General features: G+C 64.3%; 17 protein-coding genes. 11 read left to right on the top strand and 6 right to left on the bottom strand.

What is annotated here, in order from left to right:
• Positions 1 to 119 precede the first annotated feature (119 nt).
• From ACQR0Z_RS06405 to ACQR0Z_RS06390, 4 genes are all read right to left on the bottom strand, one after another.
• Positions 120 to 836 carry a response regulator gene (locus ACQR0Z_RS06405; RefSeq protein WP_434918075.1) on the bottom strand — a complete coding sequence of 239 codons (717 nt, stop codon included), beginning with the start codon at positions 834 to 836 and terminating at the stop codon, positions 120 to 122.
• Positions 833 to 3,838, bottom strand: coding sequence for an ATP-binding protein (locus ACQR0Z_RS06400; RefSeq protein ID WP_434918074.1), 3,006 nt, complete (start codon positions 3,836 to 3,838; stop codon positions 833 to 835). The genes ACQR0Z_RS06405 and ACQR0Z_RS06400 overlap by 4 nt, the downstream gene beginning before the upstream one ends.
• Before the next feature lie 88 nt (positions 3,839 to 3,926).
• On the bottom strand, positions 3,927 to 4,601 hold the full coding sequence (locus ACQR0Z_RS06395) for a LuxR C-terminal-related transcriptional regulator (protein WP_434918073.1): 675 nt from the start codon (positions 4,599 to 4,601) through the stop codon (positions 3,927 to 3,929).
• Positions 4,598 to 5,059, bottom strand: a complete 462-nt coding sequence (locus ACQR0Z_RS06390) for a response regulator (protein ID WP_434918072.1) — start codon at positions 5,057 to 5,059, stop codon at positions 4,598 to 4,600. Before ACQR0Z_RS06390 ends, ACQR0Z_RS06395 begins: the two co-directional genes overlap by 4 nt.
• Positions 5,060 to 5,367: 308 nt before the next feature.
• On the opposite strand from ACQR0Z_RS06390, the gene ACQR0Z_RS06385 reads away from it, so the two are divergent.
• Positions 5,368 to 5,730: a hypothetical protein gene (locus ACQR0Z_RS06385; protein WP_434860190.1), complete on the top strand. Its 363-nt coding sequence runs from the start codon at positions 5,368 to 5,370 to the stop codon at positions 5,728 to 5,730.
• 486 nt (positions 5,731 to 6,216) lie between these two features.
• On the opposite strand, the gene ACQR0Z_RS06380 is transcribed toward ACQR0Z_RS06385, so the two are convergent.
• Entirely contained in the window at positions 6,217 to 7,077 is an 861-nt protein-coding gene (locus tag ACQR0Z_RS06380) for a response regulator (protein ID WP_434879182.1), read from the bottom strand.
• A gap of 544 nt (positions 7,078 to 7,621) precedes the next feature.
• Here ACQR0Z_RS06380 and ACQR0Z_RS06375 point away from each other — a divergent pair.
• The 6 genes from ACQR0Z_RS06375 (at position 7,622) to ACQR0Z_RS06350 (ending at position 15,348) form a co-directional block, all read left to right on the top strand.
• The gene (locus ACQR0Z_RS06375; RefSeq protein ID WP_434918071.1) at positions 7,622 to 8,014 is read left to right on the top strand and encodes a hypothetical protein; all 393 of its coding nucleotides are present in this window, start codon (positions 7,622 to 7,624) and stop codon (positions 8,012 to 8,014) included.
• 158 nt (positions 8,015 to 8,172) lie between these two features.
• Complete coding sequence (locus tag ACQR0Z_RS06370; RefSeq protein WP_434879184.1) at positions 8,173 to 10,137, top strand: hypothetical protein; 1,965 nt, start codon at positions 8,173 to 8,175, stop codon at positions 10,135 to 10,137.
• A gap of 8 nt (positions 10,138 to 10,145) precedes the next feature.
• Positions 10,146 to 12,020 (top strand): glycosyltransferase family 2 protein, encoded by a 1,875-nt coding sequence (locus tag ACQR0Z_RS06365; RefSeq protein ID WP_434918070.1) that lies wholly within the window; start codon positions 10,146 to 10,148, stop codon positions 12,018 to 12,020.
• On the top strand, positions 12,017 to 13,516 hold the full coding sequence (locus tag ACQR0Z_RS06360) for a hypothetical protein (RefSeq protein WP_434918069.1): 1,500 nt from the start codon (positions 12,017 to 12,019) through the stop codon (positions 13,514 to 13,516). The genes ACQR0Z_RS06365 and ACQR0Z_RS06360 overlap by 4 nt, the downstream gene beginning before the upstream one ends.
• A 27-nt stretch (positions 13,517 to 13,543) precedes the next feature.
• Entirely contained in the window at positions 13,544 to 14,503 is a 960-nt protein-coding gene (locus tag ACQR0Z_RS06355) for a response regulator (protein ID WP_434879187.1), read from the top strand.
• Between the two features lie 98 nt (positions 14,504 to 14,601).
• Complete coding sequence (locus tag ACQR0Z_RS06350; RefSeq protein ID WP_434879188.1) at positions 14,602 to 15,348, top strand: hypothetical protein; 747 nt, start codon at positions 14,602 to 14,604, stop codon at positions 15,346 to 15,348.
• Position 15,349: 1 nt separating this feature from the next.
• On the opposite strand, the gene ACQR0Z_RS06345 is transcribed toward ACQR0Z_RS06350, so the two are convergent.
• The gene (locus tag ACQR0Z_RS06345) at positions 15,350 to 16,336 is read right to left on the bottom strand and encodes a glycoside hydrolase family 113 (RefSeq protein ID WP_434879189.1); all 987 of its coding nucleotides are present in this window, start codon (positions 16,334 to 16,336) and stop codon (positions 15,350 to 15,352) included.
• Positions 16,337 to 16,753: 417 nt separating this feature from the next.
• On the opposite strand from ACQR0Z_RS06345, the gene ACQR0Z_RS06340 reads away from it, so the two are divergent.
• From ACQR0Z_RS06340 to ACQR0Z_RS06325, 4 genes are all read left to right on the top strand, one after another.
• Positions 16,754 to 19,495: a PAS domain S-box protein gene (locus tag ACQR0Z_RS06340; RefSeq protein WP_434879190.1), complete on the top strand. Its 2,742-nt coding sequence runs from the start codon at positions 16,754 to 16,756 to the stop codon at positions 19,493 to 19,495.
• Positions 19,492 to 19,932, top strand: coding sequence for a response regulator (locus tag ACQR0Z_RS06335; protein WP_434860200.1), 441 nt, complete (start codon positions 19,492 to 19,494; stop codon positions 19,930 to 19,932). Before ACQR0Z_RS06340 ends, ACQR0Z_RS06335 begins: the two co-directional genes overlap by 4 nt.
• Complete coding sequence (locus ACQR0Z_RS06330) at positions 19,929 to 21,029, top strand: sensor histidine kinase (RefSeq protein WP_434860201.1); 1,101 nt, start codon at positions 19,929 to 19,931, stop codon at positions 21,027 to 21,029. Before ACQR0Z_RS06335 ends, ACQR0Z_RS06330 begins: the two co-directional genes overlap by 4 nt.
• Before the next feature lie 481 nt (positions 21,030 to 21,510).
• Complete coding sequence (locus ACQR0Z_RS06325) at positions 21,511 to 21,990, top strand: peptidoglycan-binding domain-containing protein (RefSeq protein WP_434918068.1); 480 nt, start codon at positions 21,511 to 21,513, stop codon at positions 21,988 to 21,990.
• Positions 21,991 to 22,096 lie beyond the last annotated feature (106 nt).

Below are 22,096 nucleotides of genomic sequence, written 5' to 3'. Positions count from 1 at the left end.
ATTGCCGGATCCTGGTCAAACGCTCGTCCGGCTTCCGGGATCGAGATCACAATGTTGAACCTAATGCTCCCTTAGCGGCCACCCAGGTATGACTACGCGGATCAACCGGGCCATCAACGCTAGGCCCGCTGCAAAGACCGCGCGGCGACAGGTGCCGGCCGTCCGCACCGCTGCATCTCCACCAGCAGCGCCTGCAGCAGACGATCCGTGTCCGCACGGGGCCCGTCGCCGCGGATCTCGGCCAAGACCGCATCCTCCAGATTCGCAGCCGCGTCGCTCAGCTCTGCAAAGCCGTAGATGCCGCTCGCGCCGGACAGCGCATGGGCGATCACTCTGATTTGATTCAGAACATCTGATGATCGCCCCACCGCCTCCAGCATCCCGCGGTGCTCCGAAAGAGTTTCGGCGTCACGCTCGACCCTGCGCCCGAACTCCGCCCGCAAATGCTCGAGCGGATCGCGGGACGGCCGGACATAGGTCCGGAGCGATGCGGCGAGCGTCATGGGATCGAACGGTTTCTGGATCACACCCACGGCCCCGAGCGACCTCAAGCGATCCGTTTCCCGTGCCTGGGTCCGGGCCGTCATGAAGACCACGGGGACATCGGCGGTCGCAGGACTCTGACGCAATTGAGCCAATGTCGCCGGCCCATCCAGCACCGGCATCATGACATCGAGCAGGATGATGTCCGGCGCCAGTTCGGCCGCGATGGCCATCGCTTCGCGGCCTGAGCCGCAACTCCGGACCGTGAAATCGGGATCCAGACCGAGTGACAGCTCGACGACTTCGCGGATATCCGGCTCATCGTCGACATGCAGAATGCGAATTTCGGTCATGCGACCTCCCTTACGGTCAATGGCGGGGACAGCCCCAGACGATCGCGCACGATGGAGCCCAGACGCTGGAGCGGGGACGTCTTCCTGGACAATGCCAGTTGCAGCTGATCGTCATCCGGCCAATTCTGATCTGAGTTGGAGAAGATGATCACGGGGATGATCTTGCCTGCGGCGTCGCGCAGATGTGGCAACAGGTCCAGCCCGGGTTCAGCGCCGAGCCGGACATCCACGATCGCAAGGTCGATGTGTTCCGTCGCCAATACGCGCCGCGCGGCCTCCGGGCTGCCGACCGATACCATGTCGGCCATCACCTCCAACTCATGCGCGACCGCGGCGAGCGTCTCCGGATCGTCGTCGACATGAAGAATGCGAGGCCTCGGTCGGAACGACGGCGCCGTGGCAGACAGGTGCGACAGGAGTTGCTCGACGTCGATCGGACGCCTGATCCATTGCAGGTCGCCCGTCTCCCGCAATCGGGCATCGGAGTGATCGCTCGAGGTGGCATCGCAGGCGATGACGATCGCCGTGTTGCCATGATGGGGAATCTGGCGAATCTGCGCCGCCAGGTCGCGGCACTCGATCTCGTCGAGCGCAAGACCGATGACGACCGCTGCGTAGCGGTTGGCGCTGGCGCGCAGCAGCGCGGCCTGGACCGAATGCGCGAAATCCACCGTGAGACCGGCCGGCGCCAATTTCATCCGCACCGCCTGCTTCACGACCGGATCGGTCTCGCACAGCAGAATCCGTGATGGAATGCCGGTGGTGGCGATCTCGATCGCACCTCCGACGGTATCGTCCCACATCGGCAGCTCGACGTAGAACAATGCGCCGCCGCCATCGGCATTTTCGAAACCTGCCTTGCCTCCGAGGCGCGCCACGATCTGCTTCACGATACTGAGGCCGAGACCGGTCCCGCCTTTCTGACGGGTATCTGTCGCATCCGCCTGGGCGAACCTCTCGAACAGATGCGGCTCGAAATCCTCCGATATGCCCGGCCCGTGATCGCGGACGGCAATCCGCAGGCTGTCCCCGTTGTCCTCCACCGTGACCTGCACGCTTCCGCCCGCCGAGGAGAACTTGATGGCATTCGAGAGCAGGTTCGCGACCGCTTGCGCCAATCTCTGCGGATCGGCATTGGCATAGACGTCCGCAACGCCCGCACCGAGTTCGACGCGAACGCCGACATTGTCCGCATGGCCGCGGCTCTCCTCGACGACACGCTTGACCAGCGATCTGACTTCGACCCGCCTGAGATGGAATGGGGTATGACCCGCCTCGATCCTTTCCATGTCGAGAATGTCGTTGACGAGACGGACCAGGCGCTCGCTGTTGGCGTGCGCGATGCTCAGCAACCGCGTCGCCGGCTCCGGGATCTTCTTGCTCCAGCATCCGACGAGCAGGCCCAACGAACCGGTGATCGATGTCAGCGGCGTCCGCAGTTCGTGGCTCACGGTCGCGACGAACTCGTCCTTCAAACGTTCGGCACGCCTACGCTCGCTGACGTCGACGACGACGCTGAGGATCATGAGCTCCTCTCCGGCCCGGATCGGATTGAGGCCGACCTCGATGGGAAACTCTGTCCCGTTCTTTCTCCGTCCGGCGAGTTCACTGCCGGATTCCATCTGACGGGTTTCGGGCCGCAGCGCGAAAGGGTGCTGGAGCGCGGCGCTGCTCACGCGAGAACGCTCCGGCACCAGCATATTTACGGGTTGACCGATCAGTTCCTGCCTGGCGTATCCGAACTGCCGTTCGATCTCGCTGTTGACCATCGAGATCCGGCCCTCGGCATCGATCATCAACATCCCGTTCGGACAGGCCTCGACCGCGAGGCGGAACATCTCATCCGCGAGATTTCTTGCCGCCATGGCCATTTCAGCGTTGTCGCGTTCAAGCGTGCGCTGATGCAGCAATCGGCGTGCCCGCTCGATCGCCAGGGCAACATCGTCGATTTCCTGGATGTGAGATCGCGCAACGGGGGTGGCGTCGTCCGGTTCCGAGGCCAGTGCCGCCGGCAAAAGGCCTCGCACGCCGCGCGCGATCCGCTTCGCCTCATACATCACCGCGATCAGCCCGACGAGGAGGACGCAGAAGATGCCGGTGATGCCGTACAGGAGAATGGAGTTCGGTTGACGATACAGATCGGCAAGCGGGATCCCGAGCGCGACCGTCCAGTTCGATCGCTCGGATCGGCCGAAGCCCACCAAGATCGGCGTCCCGTCCGCCCGGGTCGTGTCGACGACGCTCGGCTGCGACGATTTGATGTCGGCCAGCCTCACGGGGGCCGACCTGCCGATCAGTTCGGGATCGTGGGTCCGCGCAACGATGATGCCGGCCGAGTCGGTGACGGTCGCGATCCAACCGTCCGGCAGTTTCTGGTTCTCGAACAGGCCGTTCAGCCTCTCGATGCCCAGGCCCACACCGAGCGTGTATTTCACCTTGCCCTCTCGAAACACCGGGACATCGATAGAGAGAGCCGGCTTTTTCGAAACGGCGCCGATGAAGATGTCGGAGACCGACGGCTTGCCCGTTTCAAACACCTTCCTGTGGTTCACCAGATCTGCGCGCATGGGCAGCGGCGCGCCATAGGGCAGCCCCGTGTTGACGACCTGCTGGCCGGCCGCATCCGCCACCACGACCGCAGAACCGTGCAGGTAGGGAAGGCTTGCCTTCGCCTCGTTGTAGAAGGTCGCCAGGTCGTCCGTCGCGAGAGCCGCCGACTCTGCCAGGACCTGCGCCGCGGAGGACGTTCCCGCCAGGTCCCTGTCGAGTGCTGCGACGAGAGCGCGGACTGTCGCCAAAGCGCCCTGGGAGGCCTGCTCGCGTTCGTGCTGGTACAACCCCCATGCCAGCGCAGCCAGCCCGACGAAGGCAGGAACCGACAGCATGAGGATGATGCGGAACAGCCTTGACTGGATCGACTGACGCGCACGCCGCAAAACACTGTGCCTGCCGAATGCCGAGATCAATGTTGTCCCCGCCTCGCGTTGATCGATCGATGGCACGTGCCGGATTGCGCCTGCCTGCTTCGGTCAGCCTGGATTGGACGAGCGGCCAGCTCGGTGACGGAACGATCGATCTCGGTCTCGCCGTTCAACTCCCGCATCTGACCTTCCCGCAACTCTCCGGCGGGACCGCTCGACGCCGCCCGGCCTTCGCCGATTGCTGACCGTCGGCCGCATCCTGATCTTGAGCCGCCAAGCGAAGCAGGTCCGCGAGGTTCTTCGCTCCGGATTTCCGCATCAGGGCCGCCCGGTGACCTTCATAGGTTCGCGGGCTGATCTGCAGCCGCACCGCACCTTCTTTGTTCGAATATCCGTCCCGAACCAGACCGAGAACCTCCTGCTCGCGCGTGGTCAGCGAACGCAACCAGACTGCGTTTTGCGGACTCGGTCTGGTCTCATCGTGGGCGTTGCCGACCCGCGACCACCACCTGATGACGTCACGACTTTGCGCAAACGCGGTCTGCTGCCTGAGTGGCGCCTCGAACGTATCGCCAAGCCGTTGCACCAGTCTGCAGACGGCCTCGGCCTCGCGCAGCGCGTTCTCAGCGACTTCCCTCAGCGACACGCCATCATGTTCGATCTCGGGAAAGCGGCTGCCGCTCTGACAAAGGTCTTCGAGGTAGAGCAGCAGCGCAGTCAATGGTCCATTCAATTGGTGAGCGATCGCCGCGCCCACCTCGTTCGCGGCAATGGCACGATCGTCACGCGGCGATTTCGCCTCGGAGGGAGCCGCGTCCGTCATCTCGCCGCTGAACCGGCTCATCGCAGCAGAACTCCAGAATGCGCGTGAGGCGGCAAGCTCAGGTCGATGGCCTCGATCAGTTCGTGGGAAGAGAACGGCTTGCGAAGATAGCGCGACGCGCCGCGTTGGAGAGCCGTCCGAAGATAGTCGACCGGCTCGAGCGAGCTACGCAGCCTGAAGCCGGACATGGCGACAATGGGCACCGCTGATCGTTGCCGGATATAGGCAATCGCGTCGAGTCCGCTCATTCCGGTCATGAAGAGATCGACCAGAACCACGTCGAAACTCGATTGCGCGAGCGCTTGAATACCTGCGTAGGCGCCCGACGCCAGCTCGGTCCGACATCTCCGGCGCGCCAGGAACACCTTGATCGCCGCTCCGACGCTCTCGTCGTCGTCGATGACGAGAACCCGCAAGAGCGGATCAGCCGTGACCGCTGGTTCGACCTGGATATGGGCGACTTGCCCTGACGCGTACATGGCAGAACCCCAGCGGCGACAAGATCACAGCCTCGCAACGCCGCGATCGATGCAACCAGCGGCGCTACGCCTCGGCAAAGCTATTCAGCCATGTCTGACGGTGCGTTAATTTCGCTGCACGTAAAACTACCTGAACCATCGGCCGCCCCTGCCCCGGGGCGGCTCCGCCTGCGGTTTGCTCCGGCGAACCGTCGACGCGGGCTCGCCGGATCGACCATCTTCGCGATCGAACGCATTGATCCGTGTGCGATGACTTGAAATTAATTCTTCAGCGGGACGCTGCTGGAATGTAGCAGCAGGAGGACTGCATGACCGGCGACCAATTCGAGGCCCGCCTTGCCAAGGTGAGGCACCGCTTCGCAACCGCACTCGAAAGCAAGATCACGGCTACTCTCGTCTTCGCAGACCGCATGTCGCGCGGAGACGACGCCAGTGGCGCCCTCGTTTCAGAGTCGTATCGTCATCTGCACGGCATCTGCGGCATCGGTCCGACGGTCGGCTTCGCCGCGACCGGGCAGGCGGCGCGCACCGCCGAGACGGCGCTGCTGCGCGCGATGGCGGAGAAGCGCAAGCCGACCAGTCGCGAGATCTCGAACCTGAAGGAGGCGCTCGCTCATCTGCAATCGGCGGCAGCGTCGGAATTGCGGATGATGTATCAGCGCGGTGGATAGCAGATCCGCCCCGGTGAGGACGCGCCTGATCACACGTCCTCGCGTCCGCCACGACGGGCTTCGACACGCTGAGACGCGCCGGCCTTTGCTGGCCTCTCTCCGCGCGCGGGCGGTGGCGCCTCGCTCATTCTTGCCAATGGGCAGCGGATCATGAGCGCCACTGGCGCCGCCCCCCGCGCGTGCACTGTTCATCGGGACGATGGAACGCGGGGCACACCGAAGCGCGCGTCGAGGTGCGATCGCATGTGACGACATGCGTCAAGCGCGGATTGCCCTCGGCCAATAGTTCACTCCGTGCCAGGGCTTGTCGCGCCCGTGCGGCCGCAGCCGCTTCAGCGCGGCAAAGGCTCAGCCATCCATCGCATTTCGAGGGCCCTCGACGGCGGAGATGGAAACAGCCGGGCGCAGCTGGAGGTCAGATGCGATGCCCCTGCGTGCCGCGAAGGCCGACGGAGGACCATCCCTGCGACGCGGGAATTGCTGCCATCAGCAGGCAGACAGCGCCTCTTCTGGCATTGCGGCGAAACCGCAATACCTTCGCAACACGTCCAGCAGCTCGGCGCCGTCAGTCGATTTATGCAGGACCCGGGCCGCGCCAGGATGACCGTCGATATCCTCCTGAAGCTTGCGCTTGATCGACCTGCTGAGATGCCGTCCCGACTGGACGATGACCGGAATGTCGCGGGTCTCTGACGCACTCCGCAGCTTCGCGAGAAGATAGTTGGCATCGCCGTACGGCATGGAGAAATCAGCGACGATGACACTCGGATGCTCACGCCGCGCTTTCCAGAATCCTCGGGTGGCATCGCTCGCATACAGAAGATCGGCTCCCAGCCTTTCGAACTGGTGCTCGAGCATCTTCTTCACGCTGACATCGTCATCGATGAGCAGCACGCGTGGACGTCGCCTGACGTCTGCCGCAGAAAATTGTCCGGCCGCTTGTGCGATCTCGGCATTTCGCTCGGGATAGATCTCGGCGAGGCTTGCCGCGAGCTCTTTCCAGAACAGACGGCCTTTGGGTATGAACGTCGCGGCAAGCCCGTCGCATAGCTCGACGGTCTTGTCATCCGCCCTCCCGGTCATCACGATGACATGAGGCGCTTTCTTGGCTGCGTCCGACAGATAGCCCAGGACGCTCAATCCATCGATCTCCGGCAGGTGCACGTCGATCAGGAGAACGTCAGGCCGGTGTTCGGCCGCCCTGATCAGAGCCTGCAATCCGGTCGTCGCTGTCAGGACGAAGAAGCCCATCCAAGTACACCAGTCGGCGGTCGCCTTGAGGACCAGGGGATCATCGTCGACAATTAAAATTGTCGAGATCGCCCTGCTCACCTGTCGTGCATCCATCGCTTGCGCTCCCACTTCGGTCCGAGATCCCATTCTTGACGAGGGATTGCACCGTAGCTCCAGCCGACCCGCGCAATACCTCACCGACGGCATCCGGCGTTCGGCCACCGCGATCCGATCAAGGCAGCCTAAATGTCAGGATAAGACGATCGCAGGTAGAACTACGCGATTGCCGACCGGAGTGGACCGCCGGCGGGCAGCGATCGCGCCTGCATCGTCGCCGTGGAGCTCCCGGCGAATGTGCCGCCCGCAAGCGCGGTTTCGACGCGACGAAGCATCTCCGTCGTCAGCGAGCGTATTTCTACGCGAAAAAGTGTGCGTCCGAAAGTAACGAAAGTCGCTCAGCCTTTATCGACGCGCGGGAACGCCGCGCTGACGATTCATCCGGGATGCGGAGCGGTCATTCATGCACCACCATGTCACCATGCCATCGGAAGAATGCCAGTGATGGCCGCGCTCGCAGCATCTTGGCTTCGGCGTGCGTCCGTCGTGTTGCCTCATCTCTCCGCGGCGGCCGCGGCGGTCGAACCGTAAGGAACGTCGGATGCTGGACGAGACGTCACAATGCGCGGCGATGGACAAACAACTCGAGGCACGCCTCGCCGTCGTGCGCGGGCGCTTTTCGACCAGACTGACCGAACGGTTGGAGCAGGCCGCTATCGACCTGCCGCGAATGACAGGAGATCAGACCACTTCGGCGGAGCTGGTCGCGAAGACCTATTGCTGGATCCACGACATCTGCGGGATCGCCTCGACGATCGGATTCGGGGCGATCGGTCAGGCGGCGCGAGCATGCGACAGCGTTCTGCTCGGGCCTTATCGCTCGCGGCGAGGATTGGAGACCGAAGAACTCAATGACTTGACTACTCATTTCGAACGGCTGCGACTTGCCGCTGAAGCCGCGCAATGCGGCACGGATGCGAGCCGGGGGACCTGATACTACAGTGACGGGGGAATATCGTGTCGTATGTCGTGCGTTTTGTCCTGGCTGCGGCTCTCGCAATCCAGGCGTCGTCAGTCCATGCCCAGCAACGCAGGCCGCCAGCCGCTCCGCCGGAGCCGGCGCGACCAGCCGCCTTCCAGCCGTCGCCGCTCATGGCCGCGCTCCCGGCGACGATCGTCGAGACGACACCCAAATCGCTGCGAGTCGGTATTCCCATCGCCGATGCCGGATTTCCCGAAGGGTTTCGTTTGTCGAATCTCGGCGGCCGGCGCGAACTCTATATTCGCGTTCCGCAGGGCGTCGAACTCAATCTGGCCGAACTCGTTCTGGCCTACGACGACGTGAGCGCCCACGAGGCGCGCCGCAGCCTGGAGATCCTGGCGAACGATCGTTCGATCGCCGCGCTGACCTTGGATGGGAAGGGTACGGGGCGCAGCGCCCGCATCTCGCTTGCGAATGCGTCAGCACGCGAAGGCTTTCTCAAGCTGTCGTTCGTGTATTCCGGCGCAGCGACGCAGGATCGCTGCATCGATGTCCGCTATGTCGGGGACAGCGTCACCATCCGCCCCGAAACCATGGTCGATTTTACCCTGGGACTTTCGGGCACACCGAACATTGCGGTGACCGCGGCGCTGATGCCCCGGGACGTCGGCATCCTGCTGTCCAGCGCATCGCCGCCTGCTGCCGATATCGCGACCGCGTTGACGATTGCCCGATCCCTGAAGGCCGGCGGCCGGACCGTCAGTTTTCATCACGGCAGGAACGCCATGCCGGACCTGGTCGACCAGGACAACAGAGGACGCTGGACGCGTGGCCTGATCGTCGTCGGATCGTTCGATGAAATCGCGGACCGGCTCGATGGGCCGGCGGCAACATTGGTCAACTACGCGCGCGGCGCGCGCGCCACCAACGCGCTTGCGGCGGGTCGGATCGGCGGCGTTCCGGTTCTTCTCGCCACGGATTCCGGCTCGTCTCAGATCGGAAGGCTGCTCGGCGATCCCTCGCTCCTGGCGCTCCGTGATACGCCGACGGCGTCGATCGGAACGATCTCGGTCGCCAGGAAGCCGACCGATCGAATCAGCTTCAACGACCTCGGTTTAACTGCGCCGCGCGTCGATGTGTTCGGCCGCGCCGAGCTTCCCATGACGATCGCGAGCCAGTCGCTGCCGGCGGGCACCCGTCCCTCGCGCCTCGTCCTCGATGTCATGGTCGCTCCCGACGGTGCCGGCGAAAAGGCCGTGGTCAGCGCCTTCGTCAACGAGCACCTGCTCGCCAGCACGGTCGCCGCGATCGGCGGACCGACGCGGCTCGATTTTGCCCTTCCGGACGGACTCGTCGGCACGATCGCGAATATCAGAACGGTGGTGCAGCGTCGCAGTTCGCAGGGCGACTGCCGGTTCGAGCCGCAGGGCTACCCTGCCGAGCTCCTCGGCTCGAGCCAGGTGATTCTGTCGCCGATCGGCCCGGCAGCACGCGACTTCTCCGACCTGGTGAGCTTGTGGGGCGACGGCATCCAGATTCACCTGCCGGCATCGACGGCTGACCGCCCACTCTCGGTGTTGGCGTCGTTGTCCGGCGTGGTGAGCGGGTTGTCGAACAGGACGACGCCGATCGAGGTGACCTATGTCGACGCCAAGGCCGCGGCGTCACCGTCGGCGCCCTTCATTTCGGTCGGCAGCTCGCCTCCCGCCGGAGCCGATCAGCGCGTGCGGTTCGATCGCGGCCGCGTCGCCATCACCGATCGCAACGACCGCGTTCTGCTCGACCTCGGCGGGATGACCACCGGTGCCGTCGCGCAAATCGTGACTGCGAATGGCTTTCCCGGACTATGGATTCGCCCGCTGAGCGGCGACGGATCATTGTCCGCGGCGCCCGCCATCAATCTCGACCGCGGCGACGTCGCAATTCTCGACCGGAGCGGCGTCGCCCTCGCGCTCTCCAGCTATCGCGACACCCTTCTACGCGTCACCTATGCCGACCAGCAGTCGTGGACAGCCAACCTCGATCGCGGCTGGCCCTGGATCGTTGGCGTCACCTGGGTGATCGCGACCGTCGCGCTGCTGATGCTGGCCCAGCGCATGTACCGCCGCCGTGCAGCTCGCCGCGCCGGCGAATAGGTTCTGCCATGCAGCCATTGTCAGCTTCCGATCGCGCCCTCGGCGACATCCTCGTCGCCCGCCGCGTCCTCACGCTCGGCCAGCTCGACGAGGCCATCGCCCTCGCCGAGGCCTGGCACGTCAGCCTCGGCAACGCCATCCTGTCGCGCAACTGGGCGGAGCCGGCGATCTACTATCAGGCCGTCGCCTACCATTACGAATTGCCGTTCGTCGACCTGATCCGCGATCCGCCGGACCTCGCACTCCTTCGCGAGGGGGAGGCGGATATCTACGCCCGCATGCTGATCATGCCGTGGAAGCAGAGCGACGGGCGGTTGATGATTGCGACCGCCGAGCCCGGGCCCGAGACGCTGCTGTTTGCGAGAAAACGCTGGGGAGCGAACATCGGCTTCGTCGTCGCGACCAAGTTCGACATCGTCTGGGCGGTGCAGGCCGCGTTCGACGACGCATTGTCGGCGCGCGCCGTCTACGAACTCGCCGACCTCAACCCCGAGCTCTCCGCGCAGCGGGTCTTCACCCCGGGACAGGTCGTCTTCGGCTACGCGCTGCTCAGCCTGATCCTGCTCGGCCTGGCGCTATCGCCCCTCACGACGCTGATCGCCCTCAACGTCGCCATGAGCGTCTTCTATCTCGGCAATTTCGCCTTCAAGGGCCTGCTCGTGCTGTTTGGCGGCGTGCGCATGGCCGACGAGACCATCGCGATCGAAGCGCGTGCGCTCACGGACGACGAACTGCCGGTCTTCACGGTGCTGGTGCCGATGTACAAGGAGCCGGCCATGCTGCCGATGCTGGCTCAGGCGCTGCGCGACCTCGACTACCCCCTGGGAAAGCTCGACATCAAGCTGGTGCTGGAGGCCAGCGACCACGAGACGATCGAGGTCGCCAGCAAGCTCGGTCTCGAAGGCATGTTCGAGATAATCCGGGTCCCGCCATCGCTGCCGCAAACCAAGCCCAAGGCCTGCAATTTCGCGCTGCAGTTCGCGCGCGGCGAATTCCTCGTGATCTACGATGCCGAGGACCGGCCGGAGCCGGACCAGCTTCGCAAGGTGGTCGCGACGTTCCGGAAGTCCTCGGCCAATACGGCCTGCCTGCAATGCAGCCTGAGCTATTTCAACGCGAGCGAAAACTGGCTCACGCGCATGTTCACGCTGGACTATGGCCTGTGGTTCGACCAGATGCTGCCCGGGCTGGACCACCTCCGCATTCCGATCCCCTTGGGGGGCACGTCCAATCATTTCAAGATCGACGTGCTGCGCGAGTTGCACGGCTGGGATCCGTTCAACGTCACCGAGGACGCCGATCTCGGCGTGCGCCTGACCCAGCATGGCTATCGCGTCGGCATCGTGGATTCCACCACGTTCGAGGAGGCAAGCTGCCACGCCGGCAACTGGATCAGGCAGCGCTCGCGCTGGATGAAGGGCTACATGCAGACCCTTCTGGTTCACACCAGGCGCCCGCTCCGCTTCATGCGCATGATCGGGCCGCTGGGTTTTCTCGGCTTCGTCTTCTTCATCGGCGGCACCGTGCTGTCCGGCCTGCTCAACCCGGTGTTCTGGCTGCTCTATCTCGCCTGGATGATCGCCGCGATCAGCGGGCTCGAGGCGGTGTTTCCGGAACCGCTGCTGTTCCTGGCCCTGTTCAACCTTCTCGCCGGCAATGGCGCGTTGATGTTCCTCAACATGCTGGCGCCGATCCGGCGCGGCTGGCTCAATCTCATTCCCTATAGCCTCACGGCGTTCGGCTACTGGGTCATGCTCTCGATCGCGACCTATCGCGGTCTGTGGCAGTTGCTGCGCAATCCGTTCTATTGGGAGAAGACGCACCACGGCGTGTCCAAGCATGTCGCTCGCGAACTGGCGCAGGCGCAGGAGGCCGCCGCATGAGCCGCCTGTTGCCGCTCGGGACGTTGATGGCCGTCGCCTGCGTGGCCGTCTTCGTCGTCTCGCTCAGCGCCGTAACGGCCGGCCTCGTTCCCAACGATGCCGTGACGTTGTGGGCAAGCGCGATGACCGCGGGCGAAGGGCAGATGCCGATCGGGCGCATTCTGGCGGCCTATCCCACCATTCCCTTCCTCGCCACGACGCTGCTGCAAGTCGTCACCCCGGCCGGGACGCCCACCCCCGTTCTCCTGACCGGCGTCGTCCTCGCGCTGCTCGCCGGCAGCTTGCTGACCTCTTTCCATCGCATCGGCATCGCCGCCGCCCTCGCGCCGTTGATCGTCGTTCTGATCGTGATGCATCCCGCGATCCTGCGTGCCGCGATGGCCGGGCCGTCCGAGATGATCTTCACGGTCTTTCTGTTCCTGCTCGGCTGCGCCTTGTTCAGACTGCGCGCCCGCACCGGCGCGCCCGAGGTGATGGCTGTCGCGCTGTCGCTGCTCGGATTGACCTTCTCGCATCCGATGGGCGCCGCGATGACTTGTGCCGCCGTCCCGTTTCTGGTTCTCGCGATCGAGCCCGAGCAGCTCTCCAGGACGGCGTTGAACCTGGTGCTCGCCTTGCTGTTTCCGACGGCGTTCTGCGTCGCGGCCTTCTCCTACATGTCCTGGATATTCCCCGGCAGCGGCTGGACCTTCCTGGTGGCGCCCGCAGAAGGGGTCGCCACCTGGGCGGCGGGATTCTTTACCCTGTTCGGCCGCGGAGTGTCCGGCTCCCTCTCGGTCGACGCCGGCCTTGCGATCATGGCGGCGATCCTGATCGGCGCGCCCATCGCAGGCTTCGCGATCGTGTCGATATGGCGCCAGCGGCCTCTGCTCGCGCCCATGCTGATGTTCATCGCGACGGCCGTCGCGGCAGCCGTTCTCGCGGTCACGACCGGCCTGTTCGGTGATCCCGCGGCGCTTGCGGTGATGCCGCCGGTCCTGGCGGCGATCGTCATCATCCACATGCCGCCGGTGCGCAAGCGGTTGGAGATCGTGATGGCATTGCTCGCGCTCGGTTGGGTCGGCGGCGTCGCTGGCCTGGCGATCGCGGATCCCAGCGGAGCCGTCAATGTCGCCATCGCCCTGGAGGGTCGTCACGTCGACGCGGAGCGGAGCGCGGCGATCGATCTCGGCCAGGCCAGCGTCGGACGCGATGGAATTCTCGTCGACACGCTGAACGCTCCCGCGATCGTCATCGGGCGAGGCAGCGCGCGCGGATTGCTGTCGCCATCCGACGAGACATTCACGCTCGGGATTCTGTTCTCGCGGATCGACGCTCCGTTCGTGGCCGTTCCCGATCCGGACATCGGCAGCGGAGCGCAGGACCGGCTGAACAAGGCCTTCCCTCTGCTCTATCGGCGGGGAGCCGCGGGCTATGAGCTCATCTACGACAAGGCCGGCTGGCGACTGTTCGGGCGGACGAACGTCATGCCCGGACAAACCGCCAGCCGGCTCTGATGTGAGGACCATTCGAGGGAGTTCACCATGCGTATTCTCGTTGTCGACGATTCCGAAGACGGGCGGGACATCACCGAGGCGATGCTGCTGGCCGCGGGCTATGAACAGGTCGTCACGGCGGGGTCGGCCCACGATGCCTACCGGGCGCTCGGGATCGGCGCATCGTCGGCAGAGCCGGTGACGGTCGATCTCGTGCTGCTCGACATCGTCATGCCCGAGGTCGACGGCATCGAGGCCTGCGCGCGAATCCGCAACGACCCGCGCTACGCCAGCGTGCCGATCATCATGGTGACGGCGCTCGGCGATACCGCGAGCCTCGGCAATGCGTTCATCGCCGGCGCGACCGACTACATCACCAAGCCGGTGGACAGGGTCGAACTGCTGGCCCGCGTGCGATCGGCGCTCAAGCTCAAGGCGGAATTCGACCGCCGCGAAGCCCGCGAGGCCGAGTTGACGCGACTGGCGTCGGGATCAGGCGACCGTCGCGCATCGAACTGGATCGATCGCAGCACGGGTCTGTTCGTCGGCGAAATGGCCGAGGCGTATCTACTCGCGGATGTGAACTTTCCGCCTGGCACAGAGACCTCCATCATCGCGCTCGCCGTCGATCGGCTTTGCGTGCAACTGGAGACCGGGAAGGCCGCGGAATCCGGCATCATGACGAAGGTCGCATCCGCGGTGCGCGCCGCCACGGCCTCTGTCGGGGTGGTCGCGGCCATCTACCGCGACGGGCTCATCGTCCTCATCCTCCCCGACCAGTCGCGCGCGTCCGCCATGAAGCTGGCCGAGACGTTGCGCGCCTCGATCGCAGGTCTCAGGATCTCCAATCCGGAAGCGATCGCGGCGCATCACGCGACCGCAAGCGTTGCCGTCGTGACCGAGCGCGTCAATGGCGCAGGCCGCATCCATCTGCTCACCCGCGCCATCGCGGCGGTGTCGGACATTGCCGCAACCGGCGGCGACCGTGTCGTGCCGCAATGCGCCTAGCTCTTTGCACGGCCCGAGCGTATGCCGCGACGTCGCTCAGCGCACTGGCCGGGCGCTGGAAGATCCTGTGCCTCATCGCCATGATCTCGGCGGGCTGCGTGAGCCAGGCGTGGGCCGGCGCCTGGACGCTCGATGCCGGGACAGGCGCCCTGGTGTTCACCGGCACGGCGATGCAGTCGACCCGCATTTTCGACAGCGGCAGCGCGCTGCGTCGCATCCCACGCTACAGCAAGGACGAAGCCCAGCTGCTGATCGAGTATGGCCTCACGGACTGGATCACCGCCATCGTCCAGCCCTCGCTGCAGCACATCGACATCGCCTCGCCCATCGGAGCGCAGCGCAGCGGCATCGGTTACACCGACCTCGGAGCCCGGGCCCGTGTCTGGTCCGACTCCTCCTGGGTGTTTTCCGTACAGGCGATCTTCCGCGTGCCCGGCACGTCCGACTCATCGAACCTGGCAGCGATTGGCCAGACCGACCGGCAGATCGAGCTGCGCGGCCTCGCGGGCTACAGTTTCAAGGCAGGAACGCTTCCCGCCTTCGTCGATCTCCAGATCGCGCAACGCTATCGCCTGAACGGCCCGCCGAGCGAATTCCGGACCGACATCACCTTCGGCATTCGCCCGACCGAACGCTGGCTGCTGCTCGCACAATCGTTCAACGTCCTGTCCGAGGGCGCCGGCACCACAGGCTTCGGCAGCTACGCCTATCACAAGGCCCAGCTCAGCGCCGTCTACGCGTTGACTCCGGCGCTGTCGCTGCAGATCGGCGGCTACTCCACCTATTGGGGGCGGAATGCGCTGCAAGAGAACGGCCTCGTGGTCGGAGCCTGGTACAGGTTCTGACTCAGGGTTTGCGGCAGACGCCGGCCCATGCGCAGGACAGCACGGCTTCCGCCGGCTTGCCCTGCACGGTGAAGTCGGTGTCGGCGGTCCCGCCGGCGGCCGGATCGGTAAACCAGCGCCAGACCAGCACGCCCGCAACCGCTGGGCGCTTGAGCACTCCGAGCCAGTCCGCGATCACGTCAGCCTGCAACTGCATGTCCACGGGCGCAGCCCTCTCTTCGGCGCTCTCCCAGGGTTTTGCGGCAGCGCCCTTGGCCGAACGCAATCCAATCTCGGCCACCAGCACCGGCTTGCCCCAACGCTCCGACAGCGCGTCGACACGCCTGGCCTCCGCTTCCATCGCAGCGATACGGCCGCCACGGTCGTCGTCGGGGCCAAGGGGCGGATACAGGGATACGCCGATGACATCCAGAAGCGGCCAGAAGCCGATCGCTTCGGCTTCGTCCGCATTGTGCGCGACGTAAAGCAGCGTTCGTGGAAACGCTGACCTCACGGTCTTGATCACGGCGCTCCATTCGGGACGCCGCGTGGTCTTTGCGAGCTCGGTGCCGATGGCGAGGACATCGGCACCTTCGTCGGCTGCAATTCGAGCCATGCGCTCAAGCTCGGCCTGGTACCGGACGAACCAGGTTTTCCAATCCTGCTCCGATGCCGGCTCAACGGCGCCGGCCCAGCTGTCCGGCACCCAGACATGCGGCTTGACGATCACCGTCAGACCGAGCCGGCGCGCCTGCCGGATCGCCGCGCGCAGCGCCTCGTCGGACATGGCGCTTCCCGCGACGATGTCCGGTGCCGACGGGGTCGACTGCCAGAGAAATGGAATCACGGCGACCGAATTGGCGCCAAGCCTCTTCGCCATCGACAAGGCCTGCTCCGCTGTCGCGGTGCCAAATGGATGATCTGGTGTCGCCACGACGTTGAAGCCATCCAGGCGCCGGCCAAGTGCCGGACCATGGAAGAGGCAGCCGGCGAACGCGCCCCAGACCACCGATCGAACTAAGAGCTGCATGAATCTGCTGCGCATTTGATTCGGCCTGTCGATATTCTGACAACGGTTCTCACATCAACGACTTCCTGCACAACTCGGAGTCGAAACTCGATGTCGGCCAAGCACCCGATACCGTCACGCTCCAGACCTCGATCGAAGCGCTTCTCTCTCGCCAATCGTTTTTGCACAGCCTGAACAAAGAACTCCGCAAAACTCCGGATAACGCCGACAACGACGGCTCAGCAACAGCATCAGCCTGCACTTAGCTGTTTATATTCGTGATGCAATCGTCTAAGTTACCGCTTTAGGTAGCATTACGCACGTCAGCGAAACTCACCTTTTATGCACGTCGTCTATTAGTTGAGAGTTATCATCGGCATCTGGTCCGATGGACAGCGTATTCACTTTCATCACTGGATGTTGGTCGACATCGACATGAATGTGCAATTCCAGCTGCGCTCAGTCGACGTATTGCATGTCGACGACGACGCCGACGCCCGGGAGATCGTCGGGACGGCCATCGCAGTCGACTCGAACTTCAATGTGCGGAGTTGCGCCTCCGGCGAGGAGGCACTTGCCGCAACCGTAAAATGGTCTCCCGACCTCATCCTGCTCGACCACAACATGCCAGGCATGGACGGCCCCACGACGCTGGCGCGTTTGCGGGAGCGACCACAGACCGCAGGCATTCCCGTTATCTACGTCACCGGCACCACGAGCGCAAAGGAGCTGGACGACCTTCGGCGCGTCGGCGTCGCAGGGGTCATCGCGAAACCCTTCGATCCCACCTCGCTCTGCTCACAGATCAACGGAATCCTCTGCAAGAGCCACCGCGAACTGGAAAGAGCGAAGAATGAGCTCGAAGAAAAGGCCGCAATCGCCGATGCCCTCCTCGACTCATCGGAAGACGCGATCGTTGCCAAGGACCTCTCGGGTACGATCCTGTCATGGAACGTCGCGGCCGAGCGTCTCTTCCAGTTCCGGCCGAACGAGGTCATTGGCCGGAGCATCCGTATCCACATCCCGCCCGAGCAGCTGATCCATGACGACTACATCCTCGATCAGGTGAGGCAGGGTCGACATATCGACAATCTGGAAACGCGGCGTTTGCGCAAGGACGGCACCGCGATCGACGTGTCGATCAGGGCCATCCCGATCCGGCGGCGTGATGGCACGATCATCGGCGCATCGATCATCGAGCGCGATATCAGCCGGCAGAAGCGGGTCGAGGACCAGTTTCGGAAGAGCAATGTCTCCCTCGAGCAGGAGGTCGCCGCCAGGACGGCGGAGCTCAAGACCCTCATCGATGCCGTGCCGAGCGTGATCGCCTATTGGGACCGCGACCTTCGATGCCGCTTCGCGAACTCGGCCTATGCGGAATGGTTCGGCCGGTCGCCGGAGGAGCTCGTCGGTTGCCACGTCACGTCCCTGCTGGACGAGACCCTGTTCGCCGAGGCCGAGCCTCATATCCAGGCCGCTCTGTCGGGCCAGCCGCAGAACTACGAGCGCATGCTGAACAAGGCGGATGGAAGCATCCGCAACACCTGGACCAACTACATTCCGCATCGCGACGCCAACGGCGACGTAATCGGCTTTTTCGTACTCGTCACCGACATCACCGAGATGCGCGAAGCACAGCGCATGATCAAGGAGAGCGAAGCCCGGTATCGCATTCTGGCTGATAACAGCTCGGACCTGATCATCCAGCTCGATCGTGACCTTCGCCTCCGCTATGTCTCTCCGGCGTGTCGGGACATCTTGGGGGTGGATGAAAGCGAGCTGCTGGGCCAACAGCCGTACGGCCCGATCCACCCCGAGGATGTCGAGCAGTTGCAGACGACCCTCAATTCGCTGCTGGCCGACGAGGCCGAGCAGAGTTCGATCTCCATCCGCGCCCACGATCGGAACGGCCGCCGGATCTGGCTCGAAGCGGTGATGAGATCGCTCAAGGATCCGGCTTCGGGCGAGACGACCGGGATCGTCGGCGCGCTCAGAGACATCTCGGCGCGCAAGGCCGCAGAGGAGCGATTCCGTCTCGTGGTCGAGTCCACCCCGACCGCCATGGTCATGGTCGACCGCTCCGGTCTGATTTCGCTGGTGAACCGGCAGACCGAACGGCTGTTCGGCTACGACAGCGACGAATTGCTCCGGCGTCGGATCGATCTGCTGTTGCCGGCCGCCGAACGAGATCGGCACCATGCCCACCTCGAATGGTATTTCGCCAGTCCGGTGCTCAGGGAGTCGTTGCAACGCGCGATGGGTCCGGGGCGCGAAGTCTATGGCCGGCGCAAGGATGGCAGCGAGTTTCCCATCGAGATCAGTCTCACGCCGATCGACACGGACGAGGGCGTCATGGTGCTCGGCGCGATCGTCGATATCACGCACCGGAAGCTGGCCGAGGAGGAACGCCGTCAATTCAATGAAAGGCTGGAGCAAGAGGTCGCGCAACGTACCGCCGAGCTCGAGGCCGCGAACAGGGAGCTCGACGATTTTGCCTATGCGGCATCCCACGACCTCAAGGCGCCGCTGCGGGTCATCGACAATGCTTCGAAATGGCTCGAAGAGGATCTTGCGCCGCACCTGACCGGCGAAAACCTGGTGAGCATGCAGCTGCTGCGCGGCCGCGTGAGACGGCTCGAGAAACTGCTCGACGATCTCCTGGAATTCTGCCGCATTGGCCGCGAGGCCGCCGGCAGCGAGATCATTTCCGGTGCCGAACTCATGGACGACGTGCTGGCCATGATGACGCCGCCGGATGGCTTCGAGGTGATCGTCGACCCCGCGTTCGGCGCGATCGAGGTCTTTCGCATGCCCTTGCAGCAGATCATGATGAACCTGATCGGCAATGCCATCAAGCACCATGACAAGGCGGCTGGTCGCATCGAGATCTCCGTGGTCGATCGCGGGTCGCATCACACCTTTGCCGTCAAGGATGATGGTCCCGGCATTCCGGCTCAGTTCCACGACAGGATCTTCAAGATGTTTCAGACCCTGAGACCACGAGACCAGGTCGAAGGCAGTGGCATGGGTCTCGCCATCGTACGCAAGCAGATCGAACTCTCGGGCGGCTCGATCCTCCTCGAATCGACCGTCGGCGAGGGCACGACCTTCTATTTCACCCTCCTCACTCCCAACGCGGCGAAGGAACGGAAACGATGACGGCCGACGCCGAACGGGCGCGCGATGTGACGATCCTGCTCGTCGACGACGACGAAGGCGACGCCAGATCCGTGCAACGCGCATTCAAATCCGCACGGATCATCAATCCGCTGCTGAGAGCCAACGACGGCGCCGATGCGCTCGACATCCTGCGCGGCACGAATGGGAAGACGAAGCTGAGCTCGCCCTACATCCTGCTCGTCGACATCAACATGCCGCGCATGACCGGCATCGAGTTCGTCAGTGAAATCCGGCGGGACGACGGCTTGAAGCGCAGCATCGTGTTCATGCTGACGACCTCGAGCAGGGACGAGGACAAGGTTGCCTCCTACAACCTCAACGTTGCCGGGTACATCCTCAAGGAGCGCGTCGGCGAAAATTTTCAGAAGCTCGTCGAGTTGATGCAGGGCTATTGGCGGATCGTGGAGTTCCCATGAGCCAGCCACATGCCGCCGGTGATGCCGTGACGATCCTGATCACGGACGACGACGACGCAGACCGCAAGAACGTCATGCGCGCCCTGAGGCGTGCGGGGATCTCCTGCGAATGCGTCGAGACCGACAGCATCGACATGGCGCTGGCCACGTGCGAGCGGCAGTCGTTCGATGTTGCGGTCGTCGACTATCAACTTCCGGGACGCGATGGGCTCGACGGCGTGGAAGCCCTGCACCGGAGCGCCCCGGGAATGTTCATCGTCATGGCGACGGGCCAGGGCGACGCGACCATCGCGACCGAGGCGATGAAGCGTGGCGCATCGGACTACATCGCGAAGGAACACATCAACGAGCGATCCATCGGCCGCATTCTCCGCTATGCGCGCAAGAAAGCCGCCATGCAGCTTGCGCTGGATCAGCAGCGCGAGGAACTGGAACGGTTCGCCGACGTCCTCGTGCACGATCTGAAATCGCCGATCTCCTCGATCCGCGGATTTGCGTCGATCATCAGCCATGCCGTCAAGTCGGGCAATGCCGACCCGGCCAAGATCAGCGACTATTGCGGACGCATGGTCCACCTCGGCGAGCGCATGGTCGCGTTGCTCGACACGCTTCACGAATACACCAAATCGGACGCGCATGTCGTGTTCGAGCCGGTCGACATGAATCTCGTGGTGGAGGACACGCTCTCCAATCTGGGACAGATCATCAGCAACAGGGGAGCGAAGGTGACGCGGGGCGATCTTCCGATCGTCTTCGGCCACGCTCCGCTCTTGACACAGCTGCTCCAGAACCTGATCGGAAACGGCATCAAATACTGCAAGGCCACCGTACCGGCATTGCACGTGTCCGCCATGCCAGAGAAGGCGGACTTCTGGCGGATCGGCGTTCGTGACAACGGCATCGGCATCGCTCCGGAATTTCACCGGCAGATCTTCGAACCGTTCAAGCGATTGCACGGCCGGGACGAGTTCGAGGGCACCGGCCTCGGACTCGCGACTTGCCGGAAGATCGTGGACCGTCACAATGGCAAGATCTGGTGCGAGTCCAATCCTGAGGGAGGGACGACATTCAATTTCACGCTTCCCATTCCGGCTTGAAGATCCGCACACGCAAGCCAACCACCACGTTTCAGACTGGCGGCGTGACAGACAGCCGCAACTCGTCCTCGTCGTTGCGCAGAACGTCGACATAGCGGCGATCTCGAGATCTGCACCATCTGCGACCGAGACGCTGCGGCTCAGGCGCCGCGCCGGATGCGTCCGCCATGGGCCGGGCCAGGTCTGCGGGCCGGGATTTCTCTGCAGGCCACATCATTCAGAGCGTGGAAGCAGCCCCGCGTTGCGCCTGTTGTCCTGGGCGCCCACGCGCACGGCGTGAGACAGCGGCCGAGCCGACACCGGCGCCGCCGCCATCGCTCCGCCTGAAATGCGTCGGAATAATCGCTCGGGCACGGAACCGTGCGCCACGGACCACAGTTACTTGAATCCAGCAGAGTCCCACCGCCGAAGTCCGAGCGTTCATCGCGGCACGGGTCTATGCTCGAGATCGAATCGTCGCGTCGAGACGAAGGGGACGGTAATGCGCGGCTTGATCCTGGCATTGTCCATCATTGCGATGGTCGACAGCGCACACCTTGCCGAAGCGGGGCTGAGCAGCAAACCTCGTGAGACGTCGGCCCCCGCCACCACGGCGATGGCCACCGACGCAGCGTCCCAGGAGACCGAGGATCGGATCGGCCTCACCCGGGCCAAGCGCCGCGACGTGCAGCGCAGGCTCTCCAGCCTCGGCTTCGAAACCAAGGTCAATGGCAAGTTCGACGAGTCCACGCGAGCGGTGATCGCGCGCTGGCAGGAGGAGCGCGGCTACCCCGCCACCGGCTTCCTCAATGCCGCCCAGCACAAGGAAATGGCGAGCGCTGCAGCGGAGGCGCGAAGGGCCGATCGGCCATCGCGCCGTCGCGTCGCGGGGCGTCCGCGCTCGTCGCCCGGTGTCGGCGGTCCCATCGGCGCGATCGGCGGCGCGATGCACAGGGTGGTCGGAGGAATATTCCGACGTTGACGTCCGGGCGCCCCCTCGACGCTTCCCATCCCCGCTCGAATTGGGCTGTGATCGCAGGTCCCGCCGTTTCGTTCTGCCGCCTCGACGGGGAAGCCTGACGGGGTCG

It is taken from the genome of Bradyrhizobium sp. HKCCYLS3077 (assembly GCF_051167555.1).
Taxonomy (GTDB): Bacteria; Pseudomonadota; Alphaproteobacteria; order Rhizobiales; family Xanthobacteraceae; genus Bradyrhizobium.
Note: the sequence above shows the minus strand (reverse complement) of the source record. Positions and strands in the feature narration are given on the sequence as shown.

What these genes read in the sequence shown, in the direction of transcription:
- ACQR0Z_RS06360 (WP_434918069.1), top strand. Translation starts at nt 12,017, where the DNA reads ATGAGCCGCCTGTTGCCGCTCGGGACGTTGATGGCCGTCGCCTGCGTG.
- ACQR0Z_RS06335 (WP_434860200.1), top strand. Translation starts at nt 19,492, where the DNA reads ATGACGGCCGACGCCGAACGGGCGCGCGATGTGACGATCCTGCTCGTC.
- ACQR0Z_RS06325 (WP_434918068.1), top strand. Translation starts at nt 21,511, where the DNA reads ATGCGCGGCTTGATCCTGGCATTGTCCATCATTGCGATGGTCGACAGC.
- ACQR0Z_RS06395 (WP_434918073.1), bottom strand. Translation starts at nt 4,601, where the DNA reads ATGAGCCGGTTCAGCGGCGAGATGACGGACGCGGCTCCCTCCGAGGCG.
- ACQR0Z_RS06390 (WP_434918072.1), bottom strand. Translation starts at nt 5,059, where the DNA reads ATGTACGCGTCAGGGCAAGTCGCCCATATCCAGGTCGAACCAGCGGTC.
- ACQR0Z_RS06355 (WP_434879187.1), top strand. Translation starts at nt 13,544, where the DNA reads ATGCGTATTCTCGTTGTCGACGATTCCGAAGACGGGCGGGACATCACC.
- ACQR0Z_RS06340 (WP_434879190.1), top strand. Translation starts at nt 16,754, where the DNA reads ATGTTGGTCGACATCGACATGAATGTGCAATTCCAGCTGCGCTCAGTC.
- ACQR0Z_RS06370 (WP_434879184.1), top strand. Translation starts at nt 8,173, where the DNA reads ATGGCCGCGCTCCCGGCGACGATCGTCGAGACGACACCCAAATCGCTG.
- ACQR0Z_RS06330 (WP_434860201.1), top strand. Translation starts at nt 19,929, where the DNA reads ATGAGCCAGCCACATGCCGCCGGTGATGCCGTGACGATCCTGATCACG.
- ACQR0Z_RS06380 (WP_434879182.1), bottom strand. Translation starts at nt 7,077, where the DNA reads ATGGATGCACGACAGGTGAGCAGGGCGATCTCGACAATTTTAATTGTC.
- ACQR0Z_RS06405 (WP_434918075.1), bottom strand. Translation starts at nt 836, where the DNA reads ATGACCGAAATTCGCATTCTGCATGTCGACGATGAGCCGGATATCCGC.
- ACQR0Z_RS06375 (WP_434918071.1), top strand. Translation starts at nt 7,622, where the DNA reads ATGCTGGACGAGACGTCACAATGCGCGGCGATGGACAAACAACTCGAG.
- ACQR0Z_RS06365 (WP_434918070.1), top strand. Translation starts at nt 10,146, where the DNA reads ATGCAGCCATTGTCAGCTTCCGATCGCGCCCTCGGCGACATCCTCGTC.
- ACQR0Z_RS06385 (WP_434860190.1), top strand. Translation starts at nt 5,368, where the DNA reads ATGACCGGCGACCAATTCGAGGCCCGCCTTGCCAAGGTGAGGCACCGC.